13 protein-coding genes are annotated in these 17,383 nt (G+C 74.8%); 8 read left to right on the top strand and 5 right to left on the bottom strand.

All coding sequences use genetic code 11. The features are described 5' to 3' along the window. The first annotated feature begins 231 nt into the window (after window positions 1-231). Window positions 232-2,601 carry a hypothetical protein gene (locus tag KUM38_RS33575; RefSeq protein ID WP_217135129.1) on the top strand — a complete coding sequence of 790 codons (2,370 nt, stop codon included), beginning with the start codon at window positions 232-234 and terminating at the stop codon, window positions 2,599-2,601. Here KUM38_RS33575 and KUM38_RS33570 read toward each other — a convergent pair. The 3 genes from KUM38_RS33570 to KUM38_RS33560 all read right to left on the bottom strand — a co-directional run bounded on the left by KUM38_RS33570 (window position 2,571) and on the right by KUM38_RS33560 (window position 6,567). Continuing rightward, window positions 2,571-5,009, bottom strand: a complete 2,439-nt coding sequence (locus KUM38_RS33570) for a right-handed parallel beta-helix repeat-containing protein (protein ID WP_217135127.1) — start codon at window positions 5,007-5,009, stop codon at window positions 2,571-2,573. The genes KUM38_RS33575 and KUM38_RS33570 overlap by 31 nt on opposite strands. Window positions 5,010-5,132: 123 nt before the next feature. Further along, window positions 5,133-5,738: a hypothetical protein gene (locus tag KUM38_RS33565; protein ID WP_217135126.1), complete on the bottom strand. Its 606-nt coding sequence runs from the start codon at window positions 5,736-5,738 to the stop codon at window positions 5,133-5,135. 373 nt (window positions 5,739-6,111) lie between these two features. After that, a complete protein-coding gene (locus tag KUM38_RS33560) occupies window positions 6,112-6,567 on the bottom strand; it encodes a DUF6643 family protein (protein ID WP_217135124.1) in 456 nt (151 codons plus the stop codon). A 296-nt stretch (window positions 6,568-6,863) separates the two neighbouring features. On the opposite strand from KUM38_RS33560, the gene KUM38_RS33555 reads away from it, so the two are divergent. Then, window positions 6,864-8,129, top strand: coding sequence for a TerD family protein (locus KUM38_RS33555; protein ID WP_217135629.1), 1,266 nt, complete (start codon window positions 6,864-6,866; stop codon window positions 8,127-8,129). Between the two features lie 12 nt (window positions 8,130-8,141). On the opposite strand, the gene KUM38_RS33550 is transcribed toward KUM38_RS33555, so the two are convergent. Further along, complete coding sequence (locus KUM38_RS33550; RefSeq protein ID WP_217135122.1) at window positions 8,142-9,359, bottom strand: glycosyltransferase; 1,218 nt, start codon at window positions 9,357-9,359, stop codon at window positions 8,142-8,144. Between the two features lie 16 nt (window positions 9,360-9,375). On the opposite strand from KUM38_RS33550, the gene KUM38_RS33545 reads away from it, so the two are divergent. Then, window positions 9,376-10,170: a glutamate racemase gene (locus tag KUM38_RS33545; protein WP_217135120.1), complete on the top strand. Its 795-nt coding sequence runs from the start codon at window positions 9,376-9,378 to the stop codon at window positions 10,168-10,170. Between the two features lie 50 nt (window positions 10,171-10,220). Further along, a complete protein-coding gene (locus KUM38_RS33540; RefSeq protein WP_217135118.1) occupies window positions 10,221-10,766 on the top strand; it encodes a hypothetical protein in 546 nt (181 codons plus the stop codon). 158 nt (window positions 10,767-10,924) lie between these two features. Here KUM38_RS33540 and KUM38_RS33535 read toward each other — a convergent pair whose 3' ends face one another. Next, window positions 10,925-11,971 carry an O-antigen ligase gene (locus KUM38_RS33535; protein WP_217135116.1) on the bottom strand — a complete coding sequence of 349 codons (1,047 nt, stop codon included), beginning with the start codon at window positions 11,969-11,971 and terminating at the stop codon, window positions 10,925-10,927. Between the two features lie 271 nt (window positions 11,972-12,242). On the opposite strand from KUM38_RS33535, the gene lnt reads away from it, so the two are divergent. The 4 genes from lnt to KUM38_RS33515 all read left to right on the top strand — a co-directional run bounded on the left by lnt (window position 12,243) and on the right by KUM38_RS33515 (window position 17,344). Beyond that, window positions 12,243-13,856 carry an apolipoprotein N-acyltransferase gene (gene lnt / locus KUM38_RS33530; protein ID WP_217135114.1) on the top strand — a complete coding sequence of 538 codons (1,614 nt, stop codon included), beginning with the start codon at window positions 12,243-12,245 and terminating at the stop codon, window positions 13,854-13,856. Window positions 13,857-13,921: 65 nt separating this feature from the next. Further along, window positions 13,922-14,401 carry an NUDIX domain-containing protein gene (locus KUM38_RS33525; RefSeq protein WP_217135112.1) on the top strand — a complete coding sequence of 160 codons (480 nt, stop codon included), beginning with the start codon at window positions 13,922-13,924 and terminating at the stop codon, window positions 14,399-14,401. A gap of 54 nt (window positions 14,402-14,455) precedes the next feature. After that, a complete protein-coding gene (locus KUM38_RS33520; RefSeq protein ID WP_217135110.1) occupies window positions 14,456-15,256 on the top strand; it encodes a 3-hydroxybutyrate dehydrogenase in 801 nt (266 codons plus the stop codon). A gap of 87 nt (window positions 15,257-15,343) precedes the next feature. Continuing rightward, window positions 15,344-17,344: a GAF domain-containing protein gene (locus KUM38_RS33515; protein ID WP_217135108.1), complete on the top strand. Its 2,001-nt coding sequence runs from the start codon at window positions 15,344-15,346 to the stop codon at window positions 17,342-17,344. The last annotated feature ends 39 nt before the right edge of the window (window positions 17,345-17,383 follow it).

Here is a 17,383-nt window from a genome sequence, read left to right as displayed (position 1 = left end):
GAGCAGGTCTCCGCCCGTCATCGGTGCGTGGACGTCCCATCCTCGCACGCCGTGCCCCGGCCGGCGTCACCGGTGGCTCGTCGCGCACATGCCACTGGTCTCCCGTATGTTGCTTGCTCGTCACGCGGATCGGGGAGATTGCGTGACGAGAGGTGCGAGCCGTTCCGCCATGGGAGATCCTGTGCCCGCACGGACGGAGCCGACGGGGCGTCATGGGGGAAGTGCGAATCGGTGGAGAGCGCGCAGCGACACGGACCGGCCGAGGGGACCGACCGTCCCGCGACGCGGCCCGGGGAGTCCGGGACCGCCTTGGAACTCCTGGTCCACGGGGTGGGCGGCACCACCCCCGAGGAGATGCTCGACGACCCGCGCACGGTCCGGATCACCGGTGACGACATCGCCGCCGTGTTCCGCCGTGCCGACGACGCCGACGCGGAGCGGCGACCCGCCGAACGACGCGAGGACCCCGTCCCCGAGGCCTATGTCTGGTGCAACCTCACCTCCGGGAACGGCACCCGTGCCCTGTGGCTCCTGCTGCTCCCCTTCATGGTGGTCAACCTCGCCCACTGGATGCGCCCCACCGCCCACGGCCGCCGGCGCACGGTCCGGCTGTACGGGCTGCTGGTGCGGCTGGCCGGACTGAGCCTGACGGTGCTGCTCGTCGCGGCCGCCTGCGAGGTCGCCCTCGACCTGGCCGCCTGGCAGTGCGCGGGCACACAGGTGTGCTCCGAACGGCACTCCTGGCTCGGCTTCCTCTCGCCCGGGACGTCCGACGGCGGCTGGTGGAGCGCGCCGGGCCGCAGGCTGGCGCTCGCCGCCCTGGTGCCCGCCGCCCTCACCGGCCTGCTGTGGTTCCTGTCCCTGCGCACCTGGAGCGCGTACGAGTCCCAGCAGCCGATGACCCACGATCCCGAGCCCGAGGAGGACGGCGGGCGCACCGCGCTGGGCCGGCCCGGCTTCTGGTACGGCCGGCGTCTGGTCGCCCGGCTGCGCGCCGCGCACACCGCCGCCGGGCTGCTGACGGTCGCCGCCGCGGTCGGTTCCGCCGCCGCCCGCCACGACCGCGAGCCGGGCGGCCCGGCCGCCCTGGGCGTCCTCGGCGTGCTCCTGGAGGCGGCGCTGGCCGTCGGGGCGGGCGTCGTGGTGTGGGTGGTGTGCCGCCGGGGCCGCACCGAACGCCGGCTGGACGACGGACTCGACCGGCACCTGGTGCGGTACCTACCGCTCGCCGCGCTCGTCCTGCTCGCCCTCACCCTGCTCTACGCCGGGTGGGAGCGCCCCGGGTGGGAGTCGGCGGGCCGGCTGCCGGGCGACGCCGCCTTCGGCGCCCTCGTCCTCGTCCAGGGCCTGCTGGTGATCGTGCTCGCCGGGGTCGCCCGCAGCCTGCACCGCACCGACCCCGACCGGCGCACCGCGATGCGGGGCCTGGCCGGACCGGCGGTCGCCATGCTCGCCTGCGCGCTGGGCGGCGTCATGTCCGGCGGCGTCTCCCAGCGGGTCTCCGACTGGCTGGACGGCACCGGGACCTCGATCCCCGGCCCGCCCGTGCTGCTCACCTGGCAGGCGTCCGTCATCCCGCCGCTGCTCGTCCTGGTGCTGCTGCTGTGCGGCTGGCTCGCCCGACGCGCCTGGCGCATGGCGCGCGTGGAACGTGCCGCCGTGGAACGCGAGTACCCCGGCGAGACGGGCGACCCCGGCCGCACCCGCCGTATCGCCTCCGTGCGCGCCATGGCCACGCTCACCGACCGCGCACCGCGCGTCCTCGCCGTCACCTCCGCCGCGACCCTGCTGCTCGGCGCCGGCGCCCTCGTCGGCGCCCTGGCCACCGACAGGACACCCGGCGAGGCGGCACGGGGCTCGTACGCCGTCGTCCACGGCGCCGCCGAGACCGCGCAGGCGCTGGGCTCCTGGCTGATCGGACTCGGCTTCGTCCTCCTCGTCACCTGGGGCCGCCGCGCCTACAAGGACGCCTCCGCGCGGCGCACCATCGGCATCCTGTGGGACGTCGGCACCTTCTGGCCGCGCGCCGCGCACCCCTTCGCGCCGCCCTGCTACGCCGAGCGCGCGGTGCCCGACCTGACCTGGCGCATCGCCACCTGGACCCGGGCCACCGGCGGCAGGCTGGTGATCTCCGGCCACTCCCAGGGCAGCGTCCTCGCCGCCGCCACGGCCTGGCAGCTGCCGCCGTCCACCCGCAGACGCGTCGCGCTGCTGACCTACGGCTCCCCGCTGGAGCGGCTGTACGGCCGCTGGTTCCCGGCCCACTTCGGCCCGGAGGCGCTCAGCTCCCTGCACCGGGAGGTCGACTGCTGGCGCAACCTCCACCGGCGCACCGACCCCATCGGCGGCCCGATGCGGCTGCCCGGCGACCGCGGTCCCGACGTGGACCGTCCCGCGCTCAAGGACCCCCTCGCCTACGGCCGCACCGAGTCCCACCCCCTGCCCGCGCCGATCCTCGGCCACTCCGACTACCAGGCCGACCCGGCGTTCGCCGAGGAACGGCGCCGACTGCTCGCCCGCCTGCGTCCCGGGGTGCCGGCACCCCGGCACACGGAGGAGCCCGACGGCGCTCAGGGCAGCGAGGGCAGGTCCTCGGCGTAGAGGAGGGTCAGGTCGGCGGTGGTCGGCTCGTCGAGCTGGGCCACCCGGCTCGCGTGCCGCTCGACCATCGCCTCGAAGGTCTGCCGCGCGGTGCGCCCGTTGCCGAACGCGGGCCCCTTGGGGATGTCGGTGAAGTACGCCAGCAGCGCCTCGTCGGCGCCCGGCGCCAGCTGGTACTCGTGCTCCTCGGCCTGCTGCCGCACGATCCGCAGCAGCTCCTCGGGGCCGTAGTCGCCGAAGGTGATCGTCCGTGAGAAACGGGACGCCACGCCCGGGTTGACCGACAGGAACCGTTCCATCTCGGCCGTGTAGCCGGCCACGATCACCACCACCGCGTCCCGCTGGTCCTCCATCAGTTTCACCAGCGTGTCGATGGCCTCCTTGCCGAAGTCGCGTCCGGCGTCCTCCGGGGAGAGCGCGTACGCCTCGTCGATGAACAGCACACCGCCGCGCGCCTTCTCGAACGCCTCCTGGGTGCGGATCGCCGTGGAGCCGATGTGCTCGCCGACCAGGTCGACCCGGGACACCTCGACCAGATGCCCCTGCTCCAGCACCCCGAGCGAGGCGAGGATCTCGCCGTACAGACGGGCGACGGTGGTCTTGCCCGTGCCGGGGGAGCCCGTGAACACCAGGTGCCGCTTGACCGACGCCGCCTTCAGGCCGGCCCGCTGCCGGCGCCGGCCCACCTCGATCATGTCGGTGAGGGCGCGCACCTCGCGCTTGACGCTCTCCAGGCCCACCAGCGCGTCGAGTTCGCCGAGCACGGCCTTGGAGGTGCGGGCCTCCCGCTCCGGTCCGGGGGCGGGAGCGGGCGGTGCCGGCTCGGCCGTCCGGGCGGCGGGGACCGTGCTCAGCAGGCCGGTGGTGTGGCTCACCGTCCGCACGGCGGCCGGCTCCGGTGACGCCGCCGGCTTCAGGCTCCCGCTCTCGTCGCTGGTGCAGTCCTCCACGACGGGACCGCCCGAACCGGACGCCGCGTCGCCCTCGGCGAACTCGTACCCACCGCGCGCGCAGCGCTCCGTACGGCACTTCCGCAGCGTCGTACGGCTGCCGTCGATCACATGGAAGCCGTAGCCGCCGCTGCCCGTGACCCGGCAGTTCACGAAGGTGCCGCGGCCGCCGGCGGAGACGTAGACGCCGGCCTCGGCGGGGGAGCCGACGGTGCAGCGCTCGACGGTGGGGTCGGCACCCTTGGTGACGATCACGCCGGTCTGCACGTCGTCCAGGGAGCAGTCGGCGAGGATGCCGCCGCTGCCGTGGTCGCGGAACCAGGCGCCCGTCGCCGCCTCCCGGATCCGGCAGTCGTCGAGCTGTGCGGTGGCACCGTCGCTCACCGACACGGCCGTGTTGCGCACCTGCGTCAGATCGCTGTCGACGACGTCCACGCGGGAACCGCGGTCGAGCACGAACAGGGCGTCCGGCACGTCGTGCACCCGGCAGGAGTCCAGTACGGCGGTGGCGCCGTCGCTCACCCACACCGCCGGGTAGTCGCCGGTGCTGTCGAAGATCTCGCACTGGTTGGCGTCCACGCGCGTGCCCGGGTCCCACACCGACAGACCGTTGCGGCCGAACTGCCGCACACTGGTGCGGGTCAGGGTGAGCACCGAGCGGGACCGCAGGTCGACCGCGTTCTCCGGGACGTCGTGGATCCGGCAGTCGGCCAGGGTCAGCACCGCGTCCGTGTCGAGGGTGATGCCGTCCCCGGTCGTCCGGTGCACGTCGCAGTCGGTGAGGTGCGCGGTGGCGCGGCCGCTGACCTGGACACCGCTGCCCCGCACCTCGTAGACCTCGCAACCCACCGCCTCCAGCGCCGAGTTCTCCCCGGTCGAGGTCAGTCCCGAACCCGAGGCGTGGTGCACCCGGCAGCGCTCAAGGCGGGGGCGGGCACCGCCGCGCACCGCGACCCCCGCCTGCCCCGCGGCGACCACCTCGCACTCCTCGAACACCCCGCCCCCGCCGTCCAGGACGGCGATGCCGACGCCCGCCGGATTGTCGACCGTGCAGCGGCGCACCGTGGGCCGGGCACCGCCGCGCACCTCGATGCCGGCCGCGGACCGGGTGACCACGCGTATGTCGCGCAGCTCCGGGGTGCCCCCCTCGACCAGCACGGCCGGGGCGGTGGTGTCCTGCCCCTCCACGTGCAGGTCCTGGACCACCGCCGAGGCGCGCACGGTCAGCGGAACGCCGTCCGGGGGCGCGATGCGCACCGAGCCGGGTGAGCCCTCGGGGCCGCGCAGGGTCACCGCCCGCTGCACGACGAGGTTCTCCCGGTAGGTCCCGGGAGCGACGGTGAGGACGTCGCCCTCGGCCGCGGCCTCCAGGGCGGCGGCGAGCGATGCGTACTCACCCGTGCGGCGCCGCCACCGCGATGTGCCGGTGTGCGTCACCTGGACCGTGCCCTGTGCCATGGCGTAGCTGTGCCCCCACCTTGTCGTACGTGGCTCGTTCGCGCGCGTGTCGCCGCCGATCGGTTCGGCCGGACCACCGTAGCGTGCGCGCGGGCACCGGGTTGACCAGAGCCGTGACGTCGGTCAGCTGCCGGTCCCGGTCCTGCCCCAGTCCGGGCCCGCCTTGTCCCATGCCTGGTCCCAACGCGCGTACCGGCGGCGGAGCATGCGCCGGACGGCCAGCCGTCTGAAGCCCTCGACGAAGGCCGCGGCCACCAGGGCTGCGCCGACGCCGGCGAGCACGGCGTGCGTCGTGGCCGTCGCGGTGTCCAGGGGGCGGGCCACCGTGGTCCCGTGCCCGTCGGTCCATATCCGGAAGAGGTCGCCCGGCCGGGGGTCCTCCAGGCGCGTCGGCACCGGCCCGCTCCGCTCGGTGCCGTCCGGCGCGGTCCAGTGGGCGAGGACGCGGTGGCGCGGATCCCCACCGGTGGAGCCCTCCGGGTCGGCGGCCGACGGGGACGGATCGAGCTTGCGCACCACCGTGGCCGTCACCAGGTGACGGGACTGGTGCTGGGCGCGGACGGAACGCTGCAGGGCGTCCTGGGCGGCGCCTCCGGCGAGCACGCCGGCCACCGGGGCGGCGACGAGGACGAGCAGCAGCGCCGCGAACGCCACCCAGGCCTCGGCCAGGTCGGTCCCGCGGCACAACGGGTTGTGCCGCCAGCGCCAGAGTCCGCTGATCGCTCGCACGGTCCGCGCCCCCTATCCCCCCGCGGGTCCTTTCACGGATCTCTCATGAAAGGCCAACGCGCGAGCCCGGGGTCTGGTTCCCGCGCTCGCGAGGGGAACCGCGGCGTGCGGACCTCCGCGCCGGCGCCGATGCCTCCGTTCCCGGCGCGGACGGCCGGACACCGGCGGTCGGAAGTCCGGCGGCGTCCCGCACGAAGCGCGGCGGTCGGCGCCGTCCGAGGCGAAACCGCGTTCTCCGCCCGCCGGGCAGAAGTCCGATTCCCTCCCCCCGGGGGGCAGCCGGAAGCGGCCTCGGGGCCTCCGGCGAATCGGGTGCGGACGGGCATGCCCGCGGGGCCGTCGTGCCGTACGGCACCGACAGCCCCGGGCAGGCTCAGTACCCGCGGTACTGCTGGCTGTTGTACGGGTCCTGGTAGGGAGCGGGACCCGGCCGCGGAGCCGCGGGGCGCATCGCCTCGTAGCCGGCGGGCGGAGCCGGACGCGGCGGCTGCGGCTGGGGGCCGGGGTAGCCGCGCGGCGCGGTCGCCTGCTGCGGGATGTACGCGGCGGGCGCCTGCTGTGGGACGTACGCCGCGGGCGCCTGCTGGAGCGGGGCGGGCTGCGGCGCCTGCGGGTAGCCGTAGGAGGGCTGGGACGGGGCCGCCGGGAGGGCGGGCAACGCCGAGGGGAGGGCGGGCAGATGACTGGCAGGCGCCTCGTACGCGGCGGGGACCCGGATCGGGGCGATCTGCGGGGTACCACGCTCGGCCACGAGCGAGTCGTAGATCGGGGTGTCCGGGAAGGCAGCGGAGTAGTAGCCGCCGCCATAAGTGGAGCGGGGGGAGGTCATGGCACATAAGTTAAGCCCACGATGTGCTGGTTGGGGAGACCGATAAGAGGGTTGTTTTCCGTGCCCGCCGTGACTGGAGATCCCCAATGCGAGCGAACTTATGGAAAACGGGCACATCGGTAGGCGTATTTCGTGTAAAGGCCGAGTTCCGGGCCGGTTACCGGCGGTTGGCCACCGGTTCCCGCGCACACCCCATGGGAGTTCCCCGCGCGGAGGAATAAGTTGTGCGGACGAAGGCCGACGGATGCCGGGACCCGGCCTGGCGCGGCGGCCCGTGAATGGGGGCGGACATGTCAATGCCGAAGGGATCGAACACACCGGTGCCGACGACGGCACTGCGGGTGGACGTGGGCCGGCGCTCGGGCCCCGGCGTACCCGACGCGGACGCCTCGGCCCTCCTGCTGACCGGCGGGAAGGTCCGCTCCGACGACGACTTCGTCTTCTACAACCAGCCCGCCCACGCCTCCGGCGCCGTGCGTCACGAGGGCAAGCGGGACGCGGGAGGGCGGGTCACCGACACCCTGCTCGTCGACCTCGCGCGCGTGGAGCCCGGCATCGAGACGGTGATCCTGGCCGCCTCCTGCGACGGCGGCACGTTCGGACAGGTCCCGGACCTGTCCATCGAGGTCAAGGACGCCGCGAACGGCACCGTGGCGGCCCGTTTCGACAGCACGGGCGCGACCACCGAGACGGCGTTCGTCCTCGGCGAGTTCTACCGGCGCCAGGGCGCCTGGAAGTTCCGCGCCGTCGGCCAGGGTTACAGCAGCGGACTCGAGGGCCTCGCCACCGACTACGGCATCACGGTGGACGAGCCGCAGCACACCCCCGCGGCCCCCGCCGTCTCCGCGGCCCCGGTGCCGCCCGTCGCGCCCCCGGTCACCGTGCCCCCGCCGCCCGCACCGCCCGCACCGCCCGCGCCGGTCCGGCTGACGAAGGTGACGCTCACCAAGGCGGCCCCCTCCGTCTCCCTGACCAAGCAGGGCGGCACGTCGGGCGCGCTGCACGTGAACCTCAACTGGGAGGTGCGCAAGCAGTTCTCGGGCTGGGCCGGGAAACTGGGCCGCCCGGTCGCCCTGCACTCCGACCTCGACCTCGACCTGTGCGCCCTGTACGAACTCACCGACGGCCGCAAGGGCGTCGTCCAGGCCCTCGGCAACGCCTTCGGGGCACTGCACCAGCCCCCCTTCATCCACCTGGACGGCGACGACCGCACCGGTGCCGTGACGAGCGGCGAGAACCTCACCGTCAACCTCGACCACAAGCACCTCCTCCGGCGCGTCCTCGTCTTCGTCACCATCTACGAGGGCGCCCGCTCCTTCGCCGACCTGCACGCCACGGTCACCCTCCGGCCGCAGCACGGCGCGCCGATCGACTTCTCCCTCGACGAGTGCACCGTCCCCTCGACGGTGTGCGCGCTCGCCCTGATCACCAACACCGGCGGCGGCGAGCTCGTCGTCCGGCGCGAGGCCCGCTACCTGGTCCCCGAGCGCGGAGTGAGCCCGCAGCGCACCGTCGACCACGCCTACGGGTGGGGCATGAACTGGACCCCCGGCCGCAAGTGAGGTGACGCGCGGTCAGCCCTCGTCGGGCACGGCGTCCGGACGCGCGTAGGTGCGGCCCTTCCAGGCCGCACCGCGCCCCCGGTGATGTCGCACCGCCGAGTCCACCGTCATCAGCAGGTACAGGAACGCGGTGAACGGCAGCAGGGGAGCGAGCCACAGCGGCTGCCGGTAGTACCGGAGCATCGGGACGTACGTCCCCGTCATCACCAGCCAGGCCGCCGCGCCGAGGACCGCCGCCGTCCCGCTCCCCGTCACCGTGCCCGCGGTCACCGCGACGGGCGGCACCAGATACACCAGCGCCAGCCCGGCGACCGTACCGGCCAGCAGCATCGGACTGTGCCGCAGCTGCGCGTACGCGCTCCGCGACACCATGCGCCACAGATCGTGCAGCCGCGGATACGGACGCACGCTGTCCACCCGGTCCGCGAGCCCCAGCCAGACCCGCCCGCCGCTCCGCTTCACCGCGCGGGCGAGCGCCACGTCGTCGATGACGGCCCCCCGGATCGCGTCCGGGACCCGCGCCCGCCCGGCCGCCTCGGCCCGCAGCAGCACACAGCCGCCCGCCGCGGCGGCCGTCCGGGTCCCCGCCCGCCCGATCCGGCGGAACGGGTACAGCTGCGCGAAGAAGTAGACGAACGCCGGTACGACCAGGCGTTCCCAGAGGCTCTCCACCCGCAGCCGGGCCATCTGCGACACGATGTCGAACCCACCGGTACGGGCCGCCGCCACCAGCCGGCGCAGACTGTCCGGGGCGTGCGCGATGTCGGCGTCCGTCAGCAGCAGGTACTCGGGGTCACGCGCGCGTGCCAGTCCCATGCCGTGCCGCACCGCCCACAGCTTGCCGGTCCAGTCGGCGGGCGGCCCGCCCGGGGAGTCCACCGTGAGCGGCAGCCCGCCGTGCCGGTCCGCGAGCTCCCGCGCGAGCTCCCCGGTGCCGTCCGTGCTGCCGTCGTCGACGAGGAAGACCTCGGCCCGGCCCGGATAGTCCTGGGCGAGCAGCGAGGGCAGGCTCGCGGGCAGCACCGCCGCCTCGTCCCGCGCGGGGACCACGACGCACACCGACGGCCAGGCCCCCGGGTCGCGGGACGGCGGGAGCCGCACGTCGGTACGCCAGAAGAAGCCCTGGCAGAGCAGCAGCCACCACCAGGCGGCGAGGGATCCGGCGGCACTCCACACAACGGCGCTCACCTGCCGCAGTCTGCCCCACGACAGGGGCCCGAAGCGGCTCATCGTCTATCGTGGCCGGGTGAAGATCGCGCTCATGGACTCCGGAATCGGTCTGCTGGCGGCCACCGCCGCGGTACGGCGCCTGCGCCCCGACGCCGGTCTCGTCCTCTCCCTCGACCCCGACGGCATGCCCTGGGGACCCAGGACCCCGGAGGACCTCACCGGGCGCGCCCTCGCCGTCGCCGAGGCGGCCGCCGCGTACCGGCCCGACGCGCTGATCGTCGGCTGCAACACCGCCACGGTGCACGCCCTCACCGCCCTGCGCGCCCGCCTCGAGCCCGGCCTGCCGGTCATCGGCACCGTCCCGGCGATCAAACCGGCCGCGGCCGGCGGCGGACCGCTGGCGATCTGGGCCACACCGGCCACGACCGGCAGCCCCTACCAGCGGGACCTGATCGAGAACTTCGCCGACGGCGTCACCGTCACGGAGGTGCCGTGCTGGGGGCTCGCCGAGGCCGTGGAGCGCGCGGACGAGACGGCGATCGACGCCGCCGTCGCCGCGGCCGCCGAACTCACCCCGGACGACGTGACGACCGTCGTCCTGGGCTGCACCCACTACGAACTGGTCGCCGAGCGCATCCGGGCCGCCGTGCAGCGCCCCGGCCGCCCGCCGCTCGCCCTGCACGGCTCCGCCGGAGCGGTGGCCGCCCAGGCCCTGCGCCGCCTCGGCGAGCAGCCCGACCCAGGGGCGCCGGCGAGCGGCACCCTGACGGTGTTGCTGAGCGGACGCGAGGGCGCGCTCCCCGCGGCCGCCCTCACCTACGCGGAGGGCCGGCTGCTGCGGCACGCCGCTGCCGCCCGGACGGCGCAGTAACGCCGCGCTGCGCGGTACCCGCCGAGCGGATCCTGAGTAACCTCGAATCCATGAGGGACCACCGCCACGGCGAGCATGCCCCGTACCCCGAGGTCTGGACCGGTCGCGCGACCAACCGCTTCCAGTGGTTCCTGGCGCTGATCGGCGCCGCCTGCCTGGCGCTCGGCATCGTGCTGGCCGTCGACTCCGCGTGGACGTCCGGCATCGCGCCGCTGGCCATGGCCGTCGTCGGCTGCATCGCCGCCGGGCTGCTGGTCCTGTTCGGCACCCTCGCCTTCGTGCACGTCGCGCTGCGGGTCGACGAGGACCACCTGGAGGTGCGCTGCGGCCACATCGGCGTGCCCCGCCGCCGCATCCCGCTCTCGCACGTCGCGGGCGCGGAGTTCGCCCCGCACGTCACCCCGCGGCACTGGGGCGGCTGGGGGTACCGCTGGCGGCCCGAGAAGGGCACGGCGGTCGTCGTACGCCGGGGTGAGGGCATCATCCTGCGCCTGTGGGACGGCCACACCTTCACGGTGACGGTGGACGACGCGGAAGCGGCGGTAACGGTCATCCGCGACCGCCTCCGCCCCCACAAACCAGGCACGACCCACTGAACCACCGCCCCCGCTCACCGCGGGCAGTCGTGCCTCTCCCCGTGCCTGAAGGGCCTGGGAGGTACCCCCAGGGCGGCACGGGTGGGCTGGGGGGTACCCCCTCTGGGGGAGGCACCCCGTAAGCGCCGGGCCGCGCGAACACCCCCCGCGAGCGCCGGTCACCGCACCAGACGCTCCCGCGCGGACGGCCCCGCGTCCTCCGCGAACGGCCGGGACGTGGCCAGCCCCGCCAGCAGCCCCCCACCCACGGACACCGCCGTGAAGCTCAGCGCATTACCCACCGCGGCGATCACGGCAAGAGCGGTCAGGGCCGCCCCCGCACTGAGCACCACCGGCGTGGCCCGCGGACTGCGCCACAGCGCGTACAACAGCCACCCGAAGGCCAGCCCCAACAGCACCACCCCCACGACCCCCTGCTCCGCCGCCAGCTGCAGCGGCGCGGAGTGCGGCTTGCCGTCGGACAGCGGTGACTGGCCCGACACCGTGCTCAGCTCCCCGAAACGCCCCGGCCCCACACCCAGCCCCGCATGCCCCCGGACCATGCCGAGCGCGTCCCGCCACAACCCCACGCGGTGCGCGGTCAGCCGCCCCTCCAGCGACGCGGCGAATCCTTCCGGTACGGCATCACCGGCCACCGCCCAGATCACCCCCGTCACCCCGGCGGCCGCCACGGCCAGCCCGGCGAGGACGGGACCCCGGCGCCGTACCCGGCCCACGGCGAGGGAGCACAGCAGTACCGCCGCGCCGGCGACGCACCCCGGGACGGAGCCCAGTACGGCCGCGGTCACCACGACCCCTGCGGCCAGCAGGAGCAGCGCCGACCGCACCGCCGGCGCCGAGGCCGCCCAGGCCGCGCAGCAGGCGGCACCGGCCGACAGGGCCAGCATCGCGGTCGTCGCACCGGCGTGCCCCAGCGGAGCGGTGATCTGGGGGCCCGGCACCAGTCGCGGCACCGCCACCGTCAGGCCGACGCCGGCCAGGGCACCCGCGCACGGCGCCGCCACCGGCAGCAGCGCCCCGCCGATCCGGCCCGCCGCGTAGCCCGCGGTCACGGCGAGGACCGCGAGCAGCATGCCCTCCGGGCGGCCGCCCCGGGCCGCCGCCGTGATCAGTGGCCAGGCCGCGCAGACCCCCAGCACCGCGACCCCCGCCGCGTCCGGACCGATCCGTCTCTCGCCGTCCGCATCCGGACCGGCGGAAGCCATCCCCGTGGAACCCACCCCGCACCCCGCACCGCGTCGTCGCCCCCGACCTGTGACGGGCCCCGGCCGCCGCCGGCGCCGCGACGGGCCGCACGACCAGGGCACCGGCACACCGTAGCGGCTGGTGCCCGGTTTGGGGATGTGTGGTGACAAGTCGCGCGGAAACGATGCGGCACGCGGCCCGCACACCCGGAGGGAGCGCGGGCCCGCCCGGCGTCCCGCGCCCCGCCGACCGTGCTGTCGGCCGCCAGGCCACGCGCCGTAGACTCCCGGAGTGACCGTCACCGCAACCTCCGTCGGCGAGTCGGACCCGATGCCGCCGCAGACCGCGCCACCGGCGCGGGGCAGGCGGCTCGTGCGCCTCCTCCCGGCCGCCGCAGCCGCGCTCTCGGGCCTGCTCCTCTACGTCAGCTTCCCGCCGCGCACCCTGTGGTGGCTGGCCGTGCCCGCCTTCGCCGTCTTCGGCTGGGTGCTGCGCGGCCGGAGCTGGAAGGCGGCACTCGGCCTCGGCTACCTCTTCGGCCTCGGCTTCCTGCTGCCGCTGCTGGTGTGGACCGGTGTGGAGGTCGGCCCCGGCCCGTGGATCGCCCTCGTGGTGATCGAGGCGGTCTTCGTCGCGCTGGTCGGCGCGGGCGTCGCCGCGGTGTCGAGACTCCCCGGGTGGCCGGTGTGGGCGGCGGCGCTGTGGATCGCCGGCGAGGCGGCACGCGCGCGCGTACCGTTCAGCGGCTTCCCCTGGGGCAAGGTCGCGTTCGGCCAGGCGGACGGTGTCTTCCTGCCGCTCGCCGCGCTCGGCGGCACCCCGGTGCTGGGCTTCGCCGTCGTGCTGTGCGGCTTCGGCCTGTACGAGATCGTCCGGCTGTCCCTGCGGGCCCGGCGCACCGGAACCGTACGGCGGGCCGCGGCGGTCGTCGGTGTGCTGAGCGTCGTCGTCCCGCTGGTGGCCGCCTTCGCCGCCCGGTCGCTGGTCGACGACAAGGCCGAGGCCGACACCGTGACCGTCGCCGTCATCCAGGGCAACGTGCCCCGCCTGGGCCTGGACTTCAACTCCCAGCGGCGCGCGGTCCTCGACTACCACGCGCGGGAGACGGAGCGCCTGGCCGCCGACGTCGCGGCCGGCAAGGCCGAGCAGCCCGACATCGTGCTGTGGCCGGAGAACTCCTCCGACATCGACCCCTTCACCAACCCCGACGCGCGCGCCGTCATCGACAGGGCGGCCAAGGCGATCGACGCGCCCGTCTCGGTCGGCGGCGTGGTCGACAGGGACGGCGAGCTGCTCAACGAGCAGATCCTCTGGGACCCGGCGAAGGGCCCCGTCGACACCTATGACAAACGGCAGATCCAGCCGTTCGGCGAATACCTCCCGCTGCGCCCGCTCGTGGGGGCGGTCAACGAGAACTGGACGTCGATGGTCCGCCAGGACTTCAGCCGGGGCGGTGAACCGGGCGTCTTCACCATGAACGGTGCCGGTGTCGGCCTGGTCACCTGCTACGAGGCCGCCTTCGACTGGGCGGTGCGCGACACGGTCACCGCCGGCGCCCAGCTGATCTCGGTGCCCAGCAACAACGCCACCTTCGGCCGCAGCGAGATGACCTACCAGCAGCTCGCCATGTCCCGGGTCCGCGCCGTGGAGCACAGCCGCGCCGTCACCGTGCCGGTGACCAGCGGGGTCAGCGCGATCATCATGCCCGACGGGGAGATCACGCAGAGGACCGGCATGTTCGTCGCCGACTCGCTGGTGGGGGAGGTGCCGCTGCGCACCTCCCAGACCCCGGCCACCCGCCTCGGCATCCTCCCGGAGATCGCCCTCGTCCTGGTCGCCGCGGGCGGACTGGGCTGGGCGGTCGCCGCCGGGGTGCGCGGGCGACGCGCCGGTGACATGCGGTAGTACGCCCGCCGCACGCCCCCTGAAGTGCCGGGAAGGGACCTGACCGGCCGGTTAGGGTCGGGGGCATGGCTACTCCTGACTTCATCCGCACCCTGCGTGCCTCCGCCGGCCATCAGCTGCTCTGGCTCCCCGGGGTCACCGCGCTCGTCTTCGACGACGAGGACAGAATCCTGCTGAACCGCCGGACCGACACCCGCAAGTGGTCGGTGCTCGGCGGCATCCCCGACCCCGGCGAGCAGCCCGCGGCCTGCGTCGTGCGGGAGGTCGAGGAGGAGACCGCGGTGCGCTGCGCCGTCGAGCGGGTCGTGCTGGTCCAGGCGCTGGACCCGGTCACATACGGCAACGGCGACGTCTGCCAGTACATGGACATCACCTTCCGCTGCCGTGCCCTCGGCGGCGAGGCACGGGTCAACGACGACGAGTCGCTGGAGGTCGGCTGGTTCGCCGTGGACGCGCTGCCGGAGCTCAACGAGTTCGCGCACTTCCGGATCAAGCAGGCCATGTCCGACGCACCCACATGGTTCGACCCCACTGGACTTGGCTGAACTGTAGGGCCTGACCACATGGGGTGGCGTACGGGTGCTGCCTAGGGTCGAGACATGACCGCGCCCCGTGCCCTTCCGGCCCCCCACGCCACCCCGCTCGACCTCGGTGGCCGTACCGCCCTCGTCACCGGCGCCGCCGGCGGCATCGGCCGCGCCTGCGCGCTGCGGCTCGCGGCCGCCGGGGCCGAGGTCAGAGCCGTCGACCGGGACGCCGCGGGCCTGGAGACGCTCGTCGACGCGGCCTCGGACCTCGAGGGCGCCGTCGAGCCGCACGTCCTCGACCTCACCGACCTGGACGCCGCCGAGCTCGCCGCCGCCGGCACCGACGTACTGGTCAACAACGCCGGACTGCAGCTGGTCCGCCCCATCGAGGAGTTCCCGCCCGACGTCTTCCACACGGTGCTCACCGTGATGCTGGAGGCACCCTTCCGGCTCATCCGGGGCGCCCTGCCCCACATGTACGGCCAGGGATGGGGCCGCATCGTCAATGTGTCCTCGGTCCACGGTCTGCGCGCCTCGGCCTATAAGTCCGCCTATGTGGCCGCCAAACACGGTCTGGAGGGACTGTCCAAGACCACCGCCCTCGAAGGCGCGCCCCACGGCGTCACCTCCAACTGTGTGAACCCCGCCTATGTGCGCACCCCACTGGTCGAGAAGCAGATCGCCGACCAGGCCCGGGCCCACGGCATCCCCGAGGAACGTGTCCTGTCCGAGGTGATGCTGCGGGACAGCGCCGTCCGGCGGCTCATCGAACCGGAGGAGGTCGCCGAGGCCGTCGCCTATCTGTGCGGCCCGCAGGCGTCCTTCGTGACCGGCACCTCACTGGTCCTGGACGGCGGCTGGACCGCCCACTGAGACATCGGCCGTCAGCGGCCGGCCGTCGGCCGACAGGGTTTTCCACAGGCCTGACGGGGCGGCCGCGGGATGAGGAATCCTGTGAGCATGTCCCGCGATCACGCGCAGTCCGCCGAGCGTCCCGCCCCCGCTGCCGGAGCGCCGGGCCGGGCACATGCCGACGCCGGCCCCGCGCCCGGCCCCGCCTCGGGCAGCGCCGAGGCGCCGTTCCTGGAGCTGCTGGCCCGAGGCGCCTCCGCCGAGGCGTACGAGCAGCCGGTGCTGCTCGCCCGCGCCGAGGGACTGCCCGCCGGGCGGATCGCCGCCCTCCAGCAGGCCAAGGTGCTCGCCCTGCGGGTGCGCGCGGAGCTGGAGGGGCGCCGCCGCCGGGAGGCCGAGCTGTCCGCCCTCTTCGAGACCGCCCACGACCTCGCCGGACTGCGCGACCTGGACGCCGTGCTCCAGGCGATCGTGCAGCGCGCCCGCTCCCTGCTCGGCACCGACGTCGCCTACCTCAGCCTGAACGACCCGGCCAGGGGCGACACCTACATGAGGGTCACCGAGGGCTCGGTCGCCGCCCGCTTCCAGCAGCTGCGCCTCGGCATGGGGGAGGGGCTCGGCGGCCTCGTCGCCCAGACCGCCCGCCCCTACGTCACCGACGACTACTTCCGCGACGACCGCTTCCAGCACACCCACAGCATCGACACCGGCGTGCGGGACGAAGGGCTCGTCGCGATCCTCGGCGTGCCCCTGATGCTGGGGCACCACGTCATCGGCGTCCTGTTCGCCGCGGACCGGCGGGCCCGGGTCTTCGAACGGGAGCAGATCGCCCTGCTCGGTTCCTTCGCCGCCCTCGCGGCGGCCGCCATCGACACCGCCAACCTGCTCGCCGAGACCCGCTCGGCCCTCGCCGGCCTGGAACGCGCCAACGAGATCATCAAGGACCGCAGCGCGGTCATCGAGCGCGCCTCGGACGTCCACGACCGGCTGGCCGAGCTGGTCCTGCGCGGCGGCGGGGTGCACGACGTGGCCGCCGCCGTCTCCCAGGTCCTGGACGGCACGGTCGAGTTCACCGAGGCCACCGCGGCACCCGCCCAGGCCCTCGAGTCCTCGCGGGCGGAGGGCCACGCGGTACGGCACCGGGACGACTGGATCGCCGCGGTGGCCGCCGGCGACGAACTCCTCGGCGCGCTGGTCCTGCGCGGCCACCCCGGCCTCGACCCCGTCGACCAGCGCACGCTGGAACGCGCGGCCATGGTCACCTCACTGCTGCTGCTCGCCCGCCGCTCCGCCGCCGAGGCCGAACAGCGCGTCCGCGGTGAGCTGCTCGACGACCTGCTCGACGCCCGCGACCGGGACCCACGCCTGCTGCGCGAGCGCGCGGCCCGGCTGCACGCCGACCTCGACGCCACCCACGCCGTGCTCGCCGCCCGCCTCGAGGGCCCCGCCGCCGACGCCGACGAAGAGGCGGACGCCCGCAGACGGCTGTGGGCCGCGGCCTCCCACCTCGCGGCCACCCGGCAGGGCCTGGCCGCCGCACGCGACGGCGGCACCGTCCTGCTGCTGCCCCTCACCCCCGGCGACACCGCCACAGAGCTGGCCCGCCGCACCGCCCGCCACCTGGGCACGGCCGTCCACGAACCGGTCACCGTCGGCGCGTCCGCCCCGGTCGAACACCTCACCGCCCGCCCCGACACCGTGGCGTCGGCCTACGCGGAGGCCCGGCGCTGCCTCGACGCCCTGCGCCTCCTCGGCCGCTCCGGTGACGGCTCCGCCGCCGAGGACTTCGGCTTCCTGGGGCTGCTGCTGGCCGGAGAACGGGACATCGCCGGCTTCGTCGGCCGCACCATCGGCCAGGTCGTGGCGTACGACGAACGACGCGGCACCGAACTGCTGCGCACCCTCGACGCCTACTTCGCCTGCGGCATGAGCCCCGCCCGCACCAAGGACGAACTGCACGTCCACGTGAACACGGTCGTCCAGCGGCTGGAACGCGTCGGCCGCCTCCTCGGTGACGACTGGCAGAGCCCGGCGAGGGCCCTGGAGATCCAGCTCGCCCTGCGCCTGCACCGCCTGTCGGCGGGCACCACGCCTCCCGCGCGGCACTGACCCCCGTACGCGGCGCGCGTACGGGGGCCGGTGCCGCAC

It is taken from the genome of Streptomyces sp. AC558_RSS880 (genome assembly GCF_019049255.1).
Taxonomy (GTDB): Bacteria; Actinomycetota; Actinomycetes; order Streptomycetales; family Streptomycetaceae; genus Streptomyces.
This window is presented reverse-complemented; position numbering and strand designations above follow the sequence as displayed.

Coding starts and splice junctions, on each gene's coding strand:
- KUM38_RS33570 (WP_217135127.1), bottom strand. CDS start 5,009: ATGGCACAGGGCACGGTCCAGGTGACGCACACCGGCACATCGCGGTGG.
- KUM38_RS33560 (WP_217135124.1), bottom strand. CDS start 6,567: ATGACCTCCCCCCGCTCCACTTATGGCGGCGGCTACTACTCCGCTGCC.
- KUM38_RS33555 (WP_217135629.1), top strand. CDS start 6,864: ATGCCGAAGGGATCGAACACACCGGTGCCGACGACGGCACTGCGGGTG.
- KUM38_RS33550 (WP_217135122.1), bottom strand. CDS start 9,359: ATGAGCCGCTTCGGGCCCCTGTCGTGGGGCAGACTGCGGCAGGTGAGC.
- KUM38_RS33540 (WP_217135118.1), top strand. CDS start 10,221: ATGAGGGACCACCGCCACGGCGAGCATGCCCCGTACCCCGAGGTCTGG.
- KUM38_RS33535 (WP_217135116.1), bottom strand. CDS start 11,971: ATGGCTTCCGCCGGTCCGGATGCGGACGGCGAGAGACGGATCGGTCCG.
- KUM38_RS33525 (WP_217135112.1), top strand. CDS start 13,922: ATGGCTACTCCTGACTTCATCCGCACCCTGCGTGCCTCCGCCGGCCAT.
- KUM38_RS33520 (WP_217135110.1), top strand. CDS start 14,456: ATGACCGCGCCCCGTGCCCTTCCGGCCCCCCACGCCACCCCGCTCGAC.
- KUM38_RS33515 (WP_217135108.1), top strand. CDS start 15,344: ATGTCCCGCGATCACGCGCAGTCCGCCGAGCGTCCCGCCCCCGCTGCC.